The 16119-nt window shown below is 48.3% G+C and carries 14 protein-coding genes; 11 read left to right on the top strand and 3 right to left on the bottom strand.

Annotation, left to right across the window (positions count from 1 at the left end; genetic code table 11):
• Positions 1–70: 70 nt before the first annotated feature.
• From wecB to HQN60_RS11915, 11 genes are all read left to right on the top strand, one after another.
• The gene (gene wecB / locus HQN60_RS11865) at positions 71–1231 is read left to right on the top strand and encodes a non-hydrolyzing UDP-N-acetylglucosamine 2-epimerase (RefSeq protein ID WP_173533841.1); all 1161 of its coding nucleotides are present in this window, start codon (positions 71–73) and stop codon (positions 1229–1231) included.
• Positions 1228–2691, top strand: a complete 1464-nt coding sequence (locus tag HQN60_RS11870) for a glycosyl transferase family protein (RefSeq protein ID WP_173533842.1) — start codon at positions 1228–1230, stop codon at positions 2689–2691. The genes wecB and HQN60_RS11870 overlap by 4 nt, the downstream gene beginning before the upstream one ends.
• A gap of 49 nt (positions 2692–2740) precedes the next feature.
• Positions 2741–5149 (top strand): NfrA family protein, encoded by a 2409-nt coding sequence (locus HQN60_RS11875; protein ID WP_173533843.1) that lies wholly within the window; start codon positions 2741–2743, stop codon positions 5147–5149.
• Complete coding sequence (locus HQN60_RS11880; RefSeq protein WP_173533844.1) at positions 5146–6105, top strand: DUF4434 domain-containing protein; 960 nt, start codon at positions 5146–5148, stop codon at positions 6103–6105. Before HQN60_RS11875 ends, HQN60_RS11880 begins: the two co-directional genes overlap by 4 nt.
• Positions 6106–6259: 154 nt before the next feature.
• Complete coding sequence (locus tag HQN60_RS11885; RefSeq protein ID WP_173533845.1) at positions 6260–7462, top strand: aspartate aminotransferase family protein; 1203 nt, start codon at positions 6260–6262, stop codon at positions 7460–7462.
• 378 nt (positions 7463–7840) lie between these two features.
• Positions 7841–8770 (top strand): branched-chain amino acid ABC transporter permease, encoded by a 930-nt coding sequence (locus tag HQN60_RS11890; RefSeq protein WP_173533846.1) that lies wholly within the window; start codon positions 7841–7843, stop codon positions 8768–8770.
• Positions 8771–8784: 14 nt separating this feature from the next.
• On the top strand, positions 8785–9954 hold the full coding sequence (locus tag HQN60_RS11895) for an ABC transporter permease subunit (protein ID WP_173533847.1): 1170 nt from the start codon (positions 8785–8787) through the stop codon (positions 9952–9954).
• Positions 9947–10717 (top strand): ABC transporter ATP-binding protein, encoded by a 771-nt coding sequence (locus HQN60_RS11900; protein ID WP_173533848.1) that lies wholly within the window; start codon positions 9947–9949, stop codon positions 10715–10717. The genes HQN60_RS11895 and HQN60_RS11900 overlap by 8 nt, the downstream gene beginning before the upstream one ends.
• A complete protein-coding gene (locus HQN60_RS11905; RefSeq protein ID WP_173533849.1) occupies positions 10714–11439 on the top strand; it encodes an ABC transporter ATP-binding protein in 726 nt (241 codons plus the stop codon). Before HQN60_RS11900 ends, HQN60_RS11905 begins: the two co-directional genes overlap by 4 nt.
• Before the next feature lie 285 nt (positions 11440–11724).
• Positions 11725–12930 carry a formate-dependent phosphoribosylglycinamide formyltransferase gene (gene purT / locus HQN60_RS11910; protein ID WP_173533850.1) on the top strand — a complete coding sequence of 402 codons (1206 nt, stop codon included), beginning with the start codon at positions 11725–11727 and terminating at the stop codon, positions 12928–12930.
• Positions 12923–13321: a group II truncated hemoglobin gene (locus HQN60_RS11915; protein ID WP_173533851.1), complete on the top strand. Its 399-nt coding sequence runs from the start codon at positions 12923–12925 to the stop codon at positions 13319–13321. Before purT ends, HQN60_RS11915 begins: the two co-directional genes overlap by 8 nt.
• Before the next feature lie 64 nt (positions 13322–13385).
• On the opposite strand, the gene HQN60_RS11920 is transcribed toward HQN60_RS11915, so the two are convergent.
• From HQN60_RS11920 to trmL, 3 genes are all read right to left on the bottom strand, one after another.
• Entirely contained in the window at positions 13386–14339 is a 954-nt protein-coding gene (locus tag HQN60_RS11920) for a class 1 fructose-bisphosphatase (protein WP_173533852.1), read from the bottom strand.
• Positions 14340–14348: 9 nt separating this feature from the next.
• Positions 14349–15167 carry a triose-phosphate isomerase gene (gene tpiA / locus HQN60_RS11925; protein WP_173533853.1) on the bottom strand — a complete coding sequence of 273 codons (819 nt, stop codon included), beginning with the start codon at positions 15165–15167 and terminating at the stop codon, positions 14349–14351.
• Between the two features lie 486 nt (positions 15168–15653).
• The gene (trmL, locus tag HQN60_RS11930) at positions 15654–16118 is read right to left on the bottom strand and encodes a tRNA (uridine(34)/cytosine(34)/5-carboxymethylaminomethyluridine(34)-2'-O)-methyltransferase TrmL (protein ID WP_173533854.1); all 465 of its coding nucleotides are present in this window, start codon (positions 16116–16118) and stop codon (positions 15654–15656) included.
• Position 16119: the final 1 nt, after the last annotated feature.

The following is a 16119-nucleotide window of genomic DNA, read 5'->3' on the forward strand; positions in this document are numbered from 1 at the left end:
AAATGAGTGCAAAGCTGTTGCTTACTTGAAGTAAAATATAACTACACATTTAACTTTCGGCGAAATAATCATGAGCTTACAAAAAGAACTAAAGCACCCAAAGAAAAAAGTGCTCTGTGTTTTTGGCACTCGGCCTGAGGCGATTAAAATGGCGCCGCTGGTTTTGGCTTTGCAGGGCAATAGCGAAATTGAATGCCGAGTATGTGTGACGGCACAGCATCGAGAAATGCTCGATCAAGTCATGCGTTTATTTGGCCTAGAGGCCGATTATGATTTGAACTTAATGCAGCCCGGGCAAAATTTGACCGACTTAACCGCGCGGGCCTTGCAGGCCGTGCGCGATGTGTTGGTGGCTTATCAGCCGGATTTAGTGTTGGTGCATGGCGATACCACGACCACATTGGCGGCGGGACTGGCGGCGTTTTATCAGCATATTCCCGTTGGGCATGTAGAAGCCGGTTTGAGAACGGGCAATTTATACGCGCCATGGCCTGAAGAGCTCAATCGCTCGGTGGTGGGCTTATTTGCCGCGCTGCATTTCGCGCTAACCGCAACGGCGGCCAATAATTTATTGCAGGCTGGGGTTGCACCGGCCTCGGTGTTTATTACCGGCAATACGGTACTTGATGCCTTATTGCAAGTGAGTCAACAGATTGACCGTGATGCCGGCTTGGCTGCATCACTCGCTGCAGGTTTTCCTTTTTTAGATCCAAGCAAAAAACTCATTTTAGTCACTGGCCATCGGCGCGAAAATTTTGGCGATGGCTTTGTGCATATTTGTCAGGCCTTGCGCCAGTTGGCGCTGCGTGATGATGTACAAATTGTGTATCCAGTGCATTTAAATCCACAAGTGCAAGCGCCGGTGAATGAAATTTTGCAATCGTGCTCGAACGTGCATTTGATTGATCCACAGACTTATTTGCCCTTTGTGTATTTATTAAAACACTCATTTTTGGTGCTCACCGATAGTGGCGGTATTCAAGAAGAGGCACCCACTTTAGGTAAGCCGGTGTTGGTGATGCGCGAAACCACCGAGCGCCCAGAGGCGGTGGATGCTGGGACGGCCAAGTTAGTGGGTACCAATGGTGAGCACATTGTGCAGGCAGTGAGCCAGTTGCTCGACGAGCCTGAGGTTTATCAGGCGATGGCTCAGGCGGGCAATCCGTATGGTGATGGGAATGCGGCTGAGCGGATTGTCGATTTAATTTGCGCTTGGGAGGGTGGGCGATGAGCTGGCTGGATGTATTGGCGGCATATTGGTTTTTAATGTCTTTGCTGCTGCGGCTCGGTATTGTGGTGATTTTTTTAAGCTCGCTCGATGATTTTTTTATCGACTGTTACTACTGGGTATGGCGATTTAAGCACCGAAAATCATGGCGTAGAAGTGAATACCTACCTGAATTTGCCGATGATTTGTATCAAGATGAGCAGCAAGCCATTGCCATTATGATTCCGGCTTGGCATGAAGCGCCAGTGATTCAGCGGATGGCCGATTATGCCGCGAGTACGTTTGATTACGACAATTATCATATCTTTGTTGGCACCTATCCAAACGATTTGGAGACGCAGGCCGAAGTCGACTTGGTGGCAAAAAAATATCCCAACGTGCATAAGGTGGTAACGCGCGATCCAGGCCCGACCACCAAAGCCGATTGCTTGAACAATATTGTCGCCTTTATTACTGAGATGGAAGCGCGCGAGCAGATCCACTTTACGTGTGTGGCGTATCACGATGCCGAAGACATTATTCATCCATTGGAATTACGAGCGTTTAATCGCTTGGTGCCGCAGTTTGACTTGGTGCAGCTGCCGGTAATGCCCTTGGCGCGCCCGTGGAGAGATGTCGTCGGCAATCATTACGTGGATGAATTTGCGGAGTGGCATGGCAAAGATATTTTGGTGCGGCAATTACTCACCGGCCAAGTGCCCAGTGCGGGTGTGGGTACGGCATTTAGTCGCAAAGCCTTGGGTTTACTCTCGGAGATTAACGGCGGAGTGGTGTTTGATACTGGCACGCTAACCGAAGATTATGAAATCGGTTTTCGACTGCATGAGGTTGGCGCTCGAGAAATGATGATGCACTACCATGTGCAGTTTAAAGGGGCGCCTCCTGCTTGGTATGGCCGTCGTGGTGTGCACGATATGATTTGTGTGCAAGAGTATTTTCCCAATCATCTTTGGCAAGCGATTCGGCAAAAATCTAGATGGATCGTGGGTATTGTCTTCCAAGGCTATAAAAATCTAGGCTGGAGCGGTAAACCCCTAATGAAGTATATGTTGGCACGAGATAGAAAAAGCGTAATTGCTTTTCCTTCCTTGCTGATGGGGTACGTCATTGTGTTCTCTGTACTGCAGGCATGGTTGCATCACGCGGCGAATCCCGAATGGTGGACTTTTCCTGAGCTGATTGAATCTAGTAGTAGTTTGTGGTTTTTGGTGGCGATTAATTTCTTCTTTATGCTAAATCGGGTGATGCAGCGGTTTATTTTTACGCGGCGTTATTTTGGATTTTGGCAAGGCATGCAGTCAATTCCACGAATGGTGGTGGGCAATGTCGTTAATATTGCGGCTTTTTTTCGGGCGTTTTCGCAAGTTCGGCATAGCAATAAAACCGGGCGGGCAGTGCAGTGGGATAAAACCAGCCACGATTTTCCTGACTTGCATGCAGGAGAGCATGATGCGAAACAATAAGCGATTTATTCATTCATCGGCTTGGCTTTTGCTGCTGGGAGCTAGTCCGATGGCAGAAGCCAATTGGTTGGGGGATGAATGGCGTGAGTTTAGAAGCTATCCTCGGATGGAAAAAGCCTATCAGCGTTTGGATAAAGGTGATTATGTCGGTGCGCGTCAGTTGCTTGAAGAAGTTTATAAAATTGACCCAAATCGACGAAAGGGCACATTGTCGTTAGCGGACGTATGTGCTCGTCAAAAAGATATGCAGTGTTTGGATCGACTATCTAAAGACTGGCTGCGTCGCGCTCCCAATGATGGCATGGGTTACCTACTGCAGGCGTGGCATGCCTATTTGAAACAAGATGATGTGATGGTGATGCGCGGGGCGGCAGAGGCGTTAAAGCGTCCTAATTTGTCTGCTTTTTCGCGAAACAAGGCCGCAGAAGCATGGCTCAATGCCGCACTACGGCAAGGGAATGTTAGTCAGATCCAACAGACTTTGGCGCGGTTGGCGCAATATCGCATTCCTGTGTCACGCGCCTTGCTAGCGCAAGCTGAAGCGGTATTGCAATCGGCGAAGTCAAATCCTACTTATTCTGCACAGTTAGTTCCCTCGGCCATACCGGCAATGACTGCCGCGATGAAACCAAAAGTTACCCAGCAAACCGCACAGCCTAGCCAGCCTGCAGCGCGCGCGCCCGTTGCGCCTGAAGTGTTTCCATATACGGCGTTGTCTGCTGCGCAGCGTGAGCAAAAAATTACCAATGATTTTTCAGCTTTGATTGCAAAGCAACAATATAAAACACTGCAACTTCAGCTGAGCCAGCTACGACAAGCTCATTTGTTTACCCCAGCTTTAGCTGAGGTGGTGAGTAATTTACTACAAGAAAAAAACTGCCCCTTGTTAATTAAAGAAACCCCAGTTTCAGATTTGCCCAGCCAAACGACTGAGCGCGCTCAAATGGCGGCTGCCTACTGTAGTAAACGCAATTACGCGCAAGCGGCGGCTTATTTTGCTGCCGCCAATCGCTTGAGTGAGCAAAAAGGCCATTCATCAATCCCCGCTATGCAAGGTGAGGGCGAGGCATTGCTGGCCAGTGGCGATTTTGCGCAAGGAATGCACCGTTTAGATCAACGATTGCAGTTAGAAATGAATGAAGCGCAGGCGCGTGAATTGGCAAAAATTGCGCTGCAGCATCTTGATTTGGCGGTCAGCGCGGATATTGCGGCGCATTACCCTGATTATTTCCCGCCGGGTGAGCTGGCATTGGAACACGCAAGGCAAGCGCGTCAGCAGGCAGATTTTGAAGCTGCCGATGCGGCTTACCAACAAGCCCTAGCCGCGAAGCCAACTGCTTTGTTGTGGTACGAATATGCTGGGTTCTTGCAGCAATTGCAACGTCATGAGCAACAAGGTGCGGCACTGGCAAAGGCCGCTCAGTTGGCGCCGAATAACCCGCAAATTTTGGCCGAATATGGTTTTTGGTTGAAGGGCCAAGGGCAAACGGAGCAAGCTCTAGCCTTGTTTCGTGCCGCTTTGGCGCAGGACGCTAATCGTAAAGAGCTCAGCCCTGAAATTGCGCAGCTTGAAATGGCCTTGGGGCAAACGGAATTGGCCATTGCGGATTTACGCTTAAGTATTGATCACCAAGCTGAGATTCAAACTCGACTACGTTTAGATAATGCCGCAATGCAAACGCAGTTGTTTGGCTGGCAACGCAATGTACAAACTTTAGAAGACCGCTGGAGCTGGTCTTTGGGCGGGCAGATTCGTTTGAATCAAGGGCCTGATGGCCAGCTTATTAGTAGTCCGGTGCAATTTGCCCAATATGGCGGTTCTTTAAATGCGGAAGTGGCGTATCGACTTGATCCTTTGCTCGATGCCGCACGTCCAACGATGCTGTTCGCGCGTACTGATACTAGTTTGCAAGACCAATCGATCGCGTTGTTAAACGACAATGCCAATTTTGGCATTGGGATTCGTCAGCGCTTATTAAGCGATTATGTGTTGGTGGGATCGGCCGAATGGATTTATCGACAAGGCGCACCTTATAGCCAAGATATGATGTTGCGATTGTCTGGTTCGCACTCCATCAATACCGATTGGCAGCCAGTTAAATCGCAATGGACTTCGCTGACTGTGTATGGTGATGCGGCAGGCTTGGTGCGCGCTAATAGCTATTATTTAACCGCTTTGGCCGAAATCGGTGAGCATTATCGTTTAAGTGACGCCGGTAAAACCACTTTAATGCCTTACATCAATAGCATGGCGGCGATGAATACCGATAATGAGCAGCATGCGACGGTGAGTCGATTCGATATTGGGGTTGGCTTGGCTTTAGTGAGCTGGTTGGGGGGAGATCCTTGGCGAGCTCCTGATTTACAGCAAAGAATTTCATTCGAGGTTCGGCAGGTTATTGGCGGTAATAGCGATGATCGGTTTGCTGTTTTATTCCATTGGAGAGTTTTACATTGAAATGGGCATGGGCAGTTGCGGCGTGGGGGGTGAGTTCGGTGTTGTTGGCTAGTCCTTGCCAAGATGCAGTTCTTAAAACAGTGATTTTGCAACCTTGGCAGAGCCAATCTGAAGTGACGGTCGACAACGCTCGGCGGATTAATCGACAGCTGGATGCCTTGGGTTTTAATGTGGTATTGCTGCAATGGAGTCGCAATGGCCTAACTGAATTTTGGCCCAGTGATGGCTCAGGGTGGTTGCAAAATCGACTGCTGAGCCCTGCGCGGCGCAGTTACATTATGGGTTTGTATTCAGACCCTGGTTTTTTTAATGCTTTAAATTTGCCCGATAATGAATTAGAAGCGTACTTATCGGTGTTGCGTGAGATGAGTTTGGCTGAGGCCAAAAAAATCATTACGCAATCCAAAGTAAAAATGATTGGCTGGTATTTGCCGGAAGAAATTGATGATTTGAATTGGCGAACGCCGGCTAGACAAGCGATGTTGGCGCGGCATTATCAAGCCATTTCGCGAGATTTAAAGGCGTTGCGCCCTGATCTGCCGGTGTATGCGAGTTCTTTTTTTGGTGGTTTTAGTACACCGAAAGAATACGCAGAAATGCTGCGCTCATTACAGCAGCAAACCGGCATTCAATGGATGGTGCAGGGGGGGCAGGGTGTCTTGCGTAAGCCGCAACCCGCAACGGCATCTTATCTCAGCGCGGTTAATGCCGCGTTGCCGCGTCAGCAGTGGAGTGGCATTTTAGAAGTGTTTACCGAGAAAAATAGCCCGAAGGCGCAGCGTTTTTGTCCGGCTAACTTACCTGAAATCCAGCAAAGAAAAGCCGTTTGGTGCGCTGCAACGGGGGCGTCACCAACGGTGTATTTTTCGCTGAATCAACTGAGCGAATCATTGTTCGGCATTCCCAATACGGGGTGTAAAAATGAGCCATTACATGGCCCATACCATCGTGATTAAAACGCTAGGCCATTTATAAATTACGCATTCTGTGTGATTGTACTCAGATAAAAACACAGTATTTCTAATTAAGTGTTTACCCCGAATAGGCTGCTGCCATCGTCTTAGTTTATTATCGAGCCATTGTTGATTTGACTTTAAAAGGAAGACTGCTATGGCTTTGACCCGCGCTGCATTTGATCAGTACATGGTGCCCAATTATGCGCCCGCTGCATTTATACCTGTCCGTGGTGAGGCCAGCCGTGTTTGGGATCAATCGGGTAAAGAATATATCGACTTTGCCGGTGGTATTGCCGTGAATTCTTTGGGCCATTGCCACCCGGCATTGGTTGGCGCTTTAACCAAGCAGGCCAATCAACTGTGGCATGTCTCAAACGTGTTTACCAACGAGCCCGCGCTTGAATTGGCGCAAAAATTAGTCGATGCCACATTTGCCGATAAAGTGTTTTTTTGTAATTCAGGTGCGGAAGCCAATGAGGCGGCGCTTAAATTAGCCCGCCGTGCGGCGATTGAGCAATTTGGCGAGCAAAAAAATAAAGTGATTTCGGCGCTCAGTAGCTTTCATGGCCGCACCTTTTTTACTGTATGTGTGGGTGGTCAGCCTAAGTATTCAGACGGTTTTGGCCCTAAGCCCGCTGGCATTGAATACTTTGAATACAATAATTTAGAAGCATTCAAAGCCTTGATTGACGACGATACTGCTTGCGTGATTTTAGAGCCAATTCAAGGCGAGGGCGGTGTAGTGCCTGCCGATGCGGCCTTTTTGCAAGGCGTGCGTGATTTATGTACTCAGCACAATGCGTATTTGATTTTTGATGAAGTGCAGTCAGGCATGGGGCGTTCGGGCAGTTTGTTTGCCTATCAAGAATACGGCGTGGTGCCAGATATTTTGAGCAGTGCGAAAAGCTTAGGTGGCGGTTTTCCAATTGGCGCGATGCTGACAACGGCTGAGATTGCTAAATACCTCGTTGCTGGCACACACGGTACCACTTATGGTGGTAATCCATTGGCTTGTGCTGTTGCAGGTGCAGTAATTGATGTGATTAACACGCCTGAAGTTCTTGCTGGCGTTAAAACCAAGCACGCACAGTTTGTTGACGGCATTCAGGCAATCAATGCGAAGTACCCAGTGTTTAGTCAGGTCCGTGGTCTTGGCTTGTTAATTGGTGCAGTTTTAACTGAAGCGTATCAAGACCGCGCGAAAGAAATTTTGAATATTGCTGCACAAAATGGCGTGATGGTATTGATGGCAGGACCCAATGTGATTCGTTTTGCGCCCTCTTTAATTGTGAGTGATGAAGAGATTGCAACGGGTTTGGCTCGACTTGAAACGGCAATTGCACAGTTTGTTGCATAGAACTGCACTGCTGACTTTATCCTCAACCGCCCGATGGGCGGTTTTTTTATGCCGATTTGTTTGCGGAGGGATTGTTATATTTTAGGTGTATATCTGCGTGGGCTATATTTGAATTGGTGTTGATGTGTATACCTATTAAAAAAATAATAAAAACGGCGAGTAAATATGATGACTTAATAAATAACTGTATTGTAATTATTGGTAAGAAATTAGAGCTAGGGAAAACCGCAGTATTCCGCACAACTACAAACAGGTAATTTTCACATTTATAAACTGTTACGGTAAGATTTGAGGGTTACTGATACGTAGCAGTGGATCAATAAAACGGCGAAGCAGTAGTTTCGTTGTACGAATAGTCTTTTTAGGGACGGGCCTGCAGTGGATATTTTTCTCCAACAAATTATTAATGGGTTGGTAATCGGCAGCATTTATGCGCTGATTGCTTTGGGGTACACCATGGTGTACGGCATCATGCAATTGATTAATTTCGCGCATGGTGAAGTGGTGATGATTGGCGCAATGGTGACAATCACCTGCATCAATTTCTTACTAGGGCATCATTTTAATTTATCAGGGCCGGCGCTTTTAATGGTGGGTTTGCTGATGGCGATACCGGTGTCGATGGTGCTTGGGTACACCATTGAAAAAGTAGCCTATCGGCCTTTACGCCGTGCACCTCGCCTAGCGCCGTTGATTACTGCGATTGGTGTGTCGATTGTGTTACAGCAATTGGCGATGCTGATTTGGGGCCGTAACTATCGTCCCTTCCCAGCGATTTTGCCAACCGAGGTGTATAGCATTGGCGGCGCTTCGATTACGCAAGTGCAAGTGGCCATTGTGGTTTTGACTTTGCTATTGATGGTGGGCATGTATTTTCTGATTGAAAAAACCAAAATGGGCCGTGCGATGCGCGCAACGGCACAAAACCCAGAAGTAGCAAAATTAATGGGGGTGAATGTTAATCATATTATTTCAATGACCTTTGTAATCGGTTCTGCTTTGGGCGCGATGGCCGGTGTGATGGTCGCAGCCAATTATGATCAAGCGCACGCTTATATGGGCTTTATGATCGGCTTGAAGGCCTTTACTGCGGCAGTGCTCGGTGGTATTGGTAATTTAGGTGGCGCGGTACTGGGCGGCTTATTACTGGGTGTGATTGAAAGCTTGGGAGCTGGTTATTTGGGTGATTTAACTGGCGGCGTGCTCGGCAGTAATTACAAAGATATTTTAGCTTTTGTTGTGTTGATTCTAGTCTTGGTGTTCCGTCCTTCAGGTTTGATGGGTGAACGCGTTGCAGAACGTGCTTAAGCCGAGGTGAAGAGATGACAAATACAATAAATAGCGCCGAATTTCGTGCCAATAACTTAAAAACCACGCTGGTGCTGGGCGTTTTTGCCATAGTGTTAGCCATTTTGCCTTGGGTATTAGGGCACTTTTTTGAAAGTGGTAATTCATGGCTGAGAGCCGTAGACTTTGCTTTGCTCTACATTATGTTGGCTTTAGGGCTCAATATTGTGGTGGGTTATGCTGGTTTGCTGGATCTGGGTTATATCGCGTTTTATGCCGTAGGCGCTTATACCTTTGCCTTACTCAATTCACCGCATTTGCAGGCGGTGATCCCAGAATGGCTATTTCAACCTAATTTCTTTGTCATGATGTTGATCGCTGCAGCTGTTGCGGGGATATTTGGCGTGTTGTTGGGTTCGCCAACATTGAAATTACGTGGTGATTATTTAGCCATTGTGACCTTGGGTTTTGGTGAAATTATTCGGATTTTCATGAATAACTTAGATCGTCCGATCAATATCACCAATGGCCCACAAGGGATTAATAATATTCCTGCTGTGCAATTTGCTGGCTACGATTTGGGTCGTCCAATTGAGTTTTTCGGGCTTAGTTTCGAAAAAATTCATTTGTATTACTACCTGATTCTTGCGATGTGTTTCCTCATTATTTTTGTATCTAAACGTTTGCAACGCTCGCGTATTGGCCGTGCATGGGTGGCGATTCGTGAAGATGAAATCGCCGCGAATGCGATGGGGATTAATACCCGCAATGTCAAACTATTGGCATTTGCCATGGGCGCTAGCTTTGGTGGTGTAGCTGGTGCTTTATTTGCCAGCTTCCAAGGTTTTGTGTCACCCGAGTCGTTTACCTTGATGGAATCGATCATGGTATTGGCAATGGTGGTATTGGGCGGGATGGGCAATATTCCTGGGGTGATTTTAGGTGCGGTGATTGTGTCGATTACGCCAGAAATCTTGCGTGATGTGATTAATCCATTGCAGCAAGCGCTAGTGGGTCGCAAGGTGGTTGATCCAGAAAACTTACGGATGTTGATTTTTGGTTTGGCAATGATTGTGATTATGCTCGTTAGACCTGCTGGCCTGTGGCCATCTAAGCAGCGCCGAGCCGAATTGGCCCCCAAAACGAAAACCATTTCGCAACAAGAAAAAGACAGTTTGCAAGACGCGGAGCGCAATCATGACTGAGGTTTTATTAAGTATCAGTGGCATCAATAAGCGCTTTGGTGGATTGCATGCATTATCTGGCGTTGCTTTGTCGATTAATAAAGGTGAGATTTACGGTTTGATTGGCCCCAATGGCGCAGGTAAAACTACGCTATTTAATGTGCTAACGGGTTTGTATCAGCCTGATGAAGGGCAGTTCACTTTTAACGGCAAAGATTTATTTCGCAAAAAACCCAATGTCGTGGTTGAGGCGGGTATTGCGCGAACATTCCAGAATATTCGTTTGTTTGCCAATATGACGGCCTTAGAAAACGTTATGGTCGGACAACATGTTCGAACCCACACCGGCGTGATTGGTGCGGTATTTCGGCCACCTAAAGCACGTGCTGAAGAGGCGGCGATTACGCTTAAAGCCGAAACTTTACTCGCTTATGTTGGTATTGCGGATAGAGCCGATGAGTTGGCGCGTAATTTATCGTATGGCGATCAACGGCGCTTGGAAATTGCGCGCGCTTTGGCGACGAATCCTCAGTTGTTGGCGCTCGATGAGCCAGCGGCGGGGATGAATCCGAAAGAGACCGATGATTTAAAAAAACTCATGGAAAAAATCCGTGATGATGGCGTGACCATTTTATTGATTGAGCATGATGTGAAATTAATGATGGGATTGTGCGATCGGATTGCGGTGCTCGATTACGGCAAAAAAATTGCTGAGGGGATTCCTGAGTTAGTTAAAAACGATCCAAAAGTGATCGAAGCGTATTTAGGGGTGGCACCAGAATGACAGCGTCAGCGAACACATTATTACAAGTTAAAGATTTAAAGGTCGCTTATGGTGGGATTCATGCGGTAAAAGGCATTAATCTTGAAGTCAAAGAAGGCGAATTGGTGGCTTTAATTGGCGCCAATGGTGCGGGTAAAACCACCACCTTGAAAACTTTAATGGGCATGGTTAAGCCGGCCGCAGGCGAGATTTTATTTAAAAATCAATCGACAGCCAAAATCGAAGCGCATGATTATGTGCGGCATGGTTTGGTGATGGTGCCAGAAGGTCGAGGTATTTTTGGCCGCTTGACGGTGGAAGAAAACCTGCTGATGGGGGCCTATTGGCGCGATGATAAAGCGCAAATGGCCAATGACTTAGAGCGTGTTTATCAATTGTTTCCACGCGTCAAAGAGCGTTATAAGCAGCTGGCAGGCACGCTTTCTGGTGGTGAGCAGCAAATGGTCGCGATGGGGCGCGCTTTAATGAGCCGACCTAAGTTGTTGTTGCTCGATGAGCCGTCGATGGGTTTGGCACCGATTATTGTGCAAAAAATCTTTGAGATTATTCGCATGGTAGCGGCTGAAGGCGTGACAATGTTGCTGGTGGAACAAAATGCCAAGTTAGCATTGCAAACCGCCAATCGTGGCTATGTGATGGAATCGGGTAAAGTGACTTTTAGCGATGATGCCGCCGCTTTACTGGCCAATGAAAAAGTTCAGCAAGCGTATCTTGGTGAATAATGTATTGAATGTGTTTTGAATCAATCCCAGCTCCGGCTGGGATTTTTTATTGCGTGCAGGTATTGCTCGGTAAGCCTTTAATAACATGTTTTACCCATTGATACACATGCTTTAAATTTAATATTCCTACAGTTATTGATAGCGGGCGGGCTTGGGGAATGAGTGTAAATATTGTGCTCGGCTAAAACCGAATGTCGCGGTAATGGTAAGCTCGCAGGGTGAGTCGCCAGCAAAAAACTGAATTTAATCTAGCGATCTGTTCGCGCAGTAAAAAAAGGGAATGAGATGAGAATTGGTACGGCATTAACGCCTAGCGCCAGCAAGGTCATGTTATTGGGTGCGGGTGAATTGGGTAAGGAAGTGATTATCGCTTTTCAACGCTTAGGGGTGGAGGTGATTGCGGTGGATCGCTATGCCAATGCACCCGGCATGCAAGTGGCCCATCGTAGTCATGTGATCGATATGACGGATGGCCAAGCGCTGCGTGCTGTGGTGGCGTTAGAACGGCCGCACTGGATTGTGCCGGAAATTGAAGCGATTGCGACGGACGCTTTGTTGGCGATTGAGGCGGAAGGTTTGGCGACGGTGATTCCAACGGCGCGAGCGACGCATTTAACGATGAATCGCGAAGGTATTCGCCGCTTAGCGGCAGAAGATTTAGGCTTGGCAACGTCGTCATACCGATTTGCCGACAGCTTGGCGCAGTTGCAAACGGCGGTGGCTGAAATCGGTTTTCCTTGCTTGGTCAAACCCGTTATGTCGTCCAGTGGTAAAGGGCAATCATTGCTCAAAACGCCAGCAGATATCGTGACGGCTTGGGACTATGCCGCCAGTGGGGGGCGAGTCAAAAATGGCCGCGTGATTGTTGAGGGTTTTGTTGATTTTGATTATGAAATTACGCTGCTGACGGTACGCGCAATCGCCGTTAGTGGTGAGGTTGAAACGCAGTTTTGCCAGCCGATTGGCCATGTGCAAGTGAGTGGTGATTATGTTGAAAGCTGGCAGCCACAAGCGATGTCGGCTTTGGCGCTATCTCGAGCGCAAGACATCGCCGAAAAAGTAACTACCGCCTTGGGTGGTCGCGGCTTATTTGGTGTTGAGCTTTTTGTGAAGGGCGATGCGGTGTGGTTTAGTGAAGTCAGTCCACGACCGCATGATACTGGCTTAGTGACGTTGCAAAGCCAGCAATACTCAGAGTTTGAATTACATGCACGGGCGATTTTAGGCTTGCCAGTCGATGTGAGTTTACGTTTGCCAGCCGCAAGTGCCGTGATTTATGGTGGCGTGGATGCCGTTGGTGTTGCATTTGATGGTGTGGCGCAGGCGATGGCCGTGCCGACGGCCGATGTGCGTTTGTTTGGCAAGCCTGAAGCCTTTGTTCGCCGCAGAATGGGGGTGGCGCTGGCCAGTGGCGTGGATGTAGAGCAAGCGCGGCAGCGCGCTAAATTGGCCGCTAGTTGTGTGCAGCCCGTTGAGGTGAATCATGACTGAAAGCGCAGCAGTGCAGGCAATGACGCCGTATGAATTACTGGGTGGCCCGGCAATTTTGCGGCAATTAGTCGATCGGTTTTACGACATTATGGCGAGCGATCCACGTGCGGCGGGGGTGCATGCGATGCATCATGCGGATACCACACAGATTCGTGAACGATTTTATGATTTTTTGTCGGGCTGGCTCGGTGGGCCGCAATTATTTATTGAAAAGTATGGTCATCCACGTTTGCGTGGGCGGCATATGCCGTTTGCCATTGGTGAGGCCGAGCGTGATCAATGGATGTTGTGTATGTTGCAGGCTTTGGCCGAAGTGCCGATGAGTAACGATTTACGCGAGCATTTAGAAGAGGCGTTTATGAAAACCGCTGATTTCATGCGAAATCAGTAAAAAATCTGGGTATTTATCTGTAGGCATTCATGAATATGGCTTGCAGTTAAATACCCTTATTTTTTTATTCGTGGTAACGAATTAAACGGGCGACTTCATTTTTAGAGCCCAGCATAACCGGCACGCGTTGATGCAGCTGGCTCGGTTGCACGTCTAAAGTCAGTTGTTGTCCGGTGCTACTGGCGCCACCCGCTTGCTCAACAATCATCGCCATTGGATTGGCTTCGTACAGCAGACGTAGTTTTCCATTGGGTTTTGCGCTATCTTTCGGGTATAAAAATACCCCGCCACGAATTAAAATGCGATGCACTTCGGCAACCATTGAGGCCACCCAGCGCATATTGAAATTTTCGCCGCGCGGGCCTGATTTGCCGGCAACACACTCATCAATATAACGCGCGACCGGCGCCTCCCAAAAACGCGAGTTTGAGGCGTTAATGGCAAATTCTCGGGTGTCGTTGGGGATGGTTAATTCAGGATGAGTTAAAACAAATTCGCCAATTTCACGGTCTAAAGTAAAACCATGCACGCCGGTACCGGTGGTGATGACCAGCATGGTGGATGAGCCATATAAGGCATAACCTGCGGCAATTTGCTGGCGACCGGTTTGTAAAAAATCAGCCTCGGTTGGGGTCTGCTCAGGCGCGCGCAAAATAGAGAAAATACTGCCCACTGAGATATTGACGTCGACATTGGACGAGCCGTCAAGCGGATCAAACACCAGCAAGTAGCGGCCTTGTGGATTGCATTGCACGATGGTGTCGAGCTCTTCGGAGGCCATGGCGGAAAAATGTCCGCAAGCACCTGCCCAGTTGAGCATGATGTCATTGCTGATGATGTCGAGTTTTTTTTGTTCTTCCCCTTGGATATTGCCACTGCCCGCGTCGCCCTGTGCGCCAGATAAAGCCGCGCGGGCGACCGCATTGCTAATCACTTTGCATGCACCAGCAATATTGCCGAGCATCTGACGCATGTCGCTATGCTGTGTTTGCAGCCAAGTGGAGAGTGGCACAGTCATGGGGATTCCTTATAAAGTCATTTGTGCTGCGGCACGGCTAGTCAAGCTAGCCGCTTGATAAATGCGCACTAAAGAATGCACTTCTAGCGAAGCGCTGCCAATTAAGCCGCCGTCAATATCGGGCATGGCAAATAAAGCAGTGGCATTGTCGGCTTTGACGCTGCCACCATACAGTAACATCATTTCATCAGCGGCATCGGCATCGGTTTTGGCGAGGTATTCACGGATAAATTGATGCGCTGCTTGGGCAATCGCTGGGGTGGCCACTTTGCCGGTACCAATTGCCCAAACGGGTTCGTAGGCAATGATGGCTTCTCGCCAGCCAGCAGTGGCTAGTAGTGCGTCCAATTGCTGGCCGAGAACGCGTTCGAGTTGGCCTGCATTGCGCTCGTCCAAGGTTTCGCCAATACAGACAATCGGCGTGATGCCGGCATCAATACAGGCTTGTGCTTTGGCCGCAATAAGTAGGTCATCTTCGCGGTGATGTTGGCGACGCTCCGAGTGGCCAACAATCGCATGATGGCAGCCTAGTTCCGCCAGCATCGTGGCAGACCATTCTCCAGTGCGTGCGCCATTTTGTTGTGCTGCTACATCTTGCCCGCAGCAATGAATGCCGGTTTTTTGCGCAAGACGCCCCAATTCACTTAAATAAGGTGCGGGAGGACTAATGATGAGGTCAGCGCCGGGCTGAATGATGTGATTGAGTTGATTGATGGTTTCTCGGCACAGCGCAAGACTGCCATACATTTTCCAATTGGCAACGACCAATTTATTACGGCGTGCTATGGCTAGTTTTTGGCGGTTGTGTGGTGCGGTATTCCAAAGCATATCGGACTCCTTCGCGGGCATCAATCAGTGGTATGGGCTCGTAATCTATCGATTGTTTCTGTTTAAGTTACAAATTCGATGCCAGAGGCGCTCAACTGAATGCACCTAAACGATTAAGCAAATGTCGCTAGTCGGTGTAGGGTCCTGAATGTCGATTTCATCCTTCGGCGATACAAGAATAGACCCGCAACCCTATTGAAGAAAGCTGGGGAAATCCGTATTGGGTACAACAGCACTAGGTAAATCCCCTTGGGTGCAATTGATATTCAGGGAAAGTGGTATGGGACTTGTGAGGAAGGTTCGCTATTTGGGCTGGTAACTGGCGTGAGGGCTTTGGCTTGCTTGAGTTGATGTAGATGTATTGATTGCAAAGGATAAAGTGACTTTGATTTGGCAAGTCAGAGCTTGCTCGTAGTGTTATCGATGGGTATTTCTCGATTTCGAGCAAGCCTGATTTAGTCATAGTCTTTTAAAATTGGTATTACTTTATGCGCCACCAATAAACCCGTTTTGACGCCATGCTTCATAAATGGTGATCGCAACCGAGTTGGATAAATTCAGGCTGCGATTGTCTGGCTGCATCGGGACGCGAATGCGACGATCGGCAGCAAAAGTTTGTAATAAATCGGCAGGCAAGCCACGTGTTTCTGGTCCAAATACAAAAACATCGCCTGGCTCATATTGCAGTAAGTCAAAGCGTTGCGAGCCTTTGGTGGTGGCAGCAAAAAAGCGTTGACCGGCTAAATGTGCGACACAGGCATCCCAGTCTTCATGAACCAGCATATTGGCGTACTCATGATAATCCAATCCTGCGCGCTTCATTTTGGTGTCATCCAAAGGAAAACCCAGTGGTTTAACCAAATGCAAAATGCAGCCGGTATTGGCCGCTAAACGAATGACGTTGCCGGTATTGGGCGGGATTTCAGGTTGAAACAAAACAATATTAAACATG

The organism is Deefgea piscis (genome assembly GCF_013284055.1).
In the GTDB taxonomy this organism is placed as follows: domain Bacteria; phylum Pseudomonadota; class Gammaproteobacteria; order Burkholderiales; family Chitinibacteraceae; genus Deefgea; species Deefgea piscis.

Coding starts and splice junctions, on each gene's coding strand:
- tpiA (WP_173533853.1), bottom strand. CDS start 15,167: ATGCTTTGGAATACCGCACCACACAACCGCCAAAAACTAGCCATAGCA.
- HQN60_RS11895 (WP_173533847.1), top strand. CDS start 8,785: ATGACAAATACAATAAATAGCGCCGAATTTCGTGCCAATAACTTAAAA.
- trmL (WP_173533854.1), bottom strand. CDS start 16,118: ATGTTTAATATTGTTTTGTTTCAACCTGAAATCCCGCCCAATACCGGC.
- HQN60_RS11920 (WP_173533852.1), bottom strand. CDS start 14,339: ATGACTGTGCCACTCTCCACTTGGCTGCAAACACAGCATAGCGACATG.
- HQN60_RS11885 (WP_173533845.1), top strand. CDS start 6,260: ATGGCTTTGACCCGCGCTGCATTTGATCAGTACATGGTGCCCAATTAT.
- HQN60_RS11915 (WP_173533851.1), top strand. CDS start 12,923: ATGACTGAAAGCGCAGCAGTGCAGGCAATGACGCCGTATGAATTACTG.
- HQN60_RS11875 (WP_173533843.1), top strand. CDS start 2,741: ATGGCAGAAGCCAATTGGTTGGGGGATGAATGGCGTGAGTTTAGAAGC.
- wecB (WP_173533841.1), top strand. CDS start 71: ATGAGCTTACAAAAAGAACTAAAGCACCCAAAGAAAAAAGTGCTCTGT.
- HQN60_RS11870 (WP_173533842.1), top strand. CDS start 1,228: ATGAGCTGGCTGGATGTATTGGCGGCATATTGGTTTTTAATGTCTTTG.
- HQN60_RS11900 (WP_173533848.1), top strand. CDS start 9,947: ATGACTGAGGTTTTATTAAGTATCAGTGGCATCAATAAGCGCTTTGGT.
- purT (WP_173533850.1), top strand. CDS start 11,725: ATGAGAATTGGTACGGCATTAACGCCTAGCGCCAGCAAGGTCATGTTA.
- HQN60_RS11905 (WP_173533849.1), top strand. CDS start 10,714: ATGACAGCGTCAGCGAACACATTATTACAAGTTAAAGATTTAAAGGTC.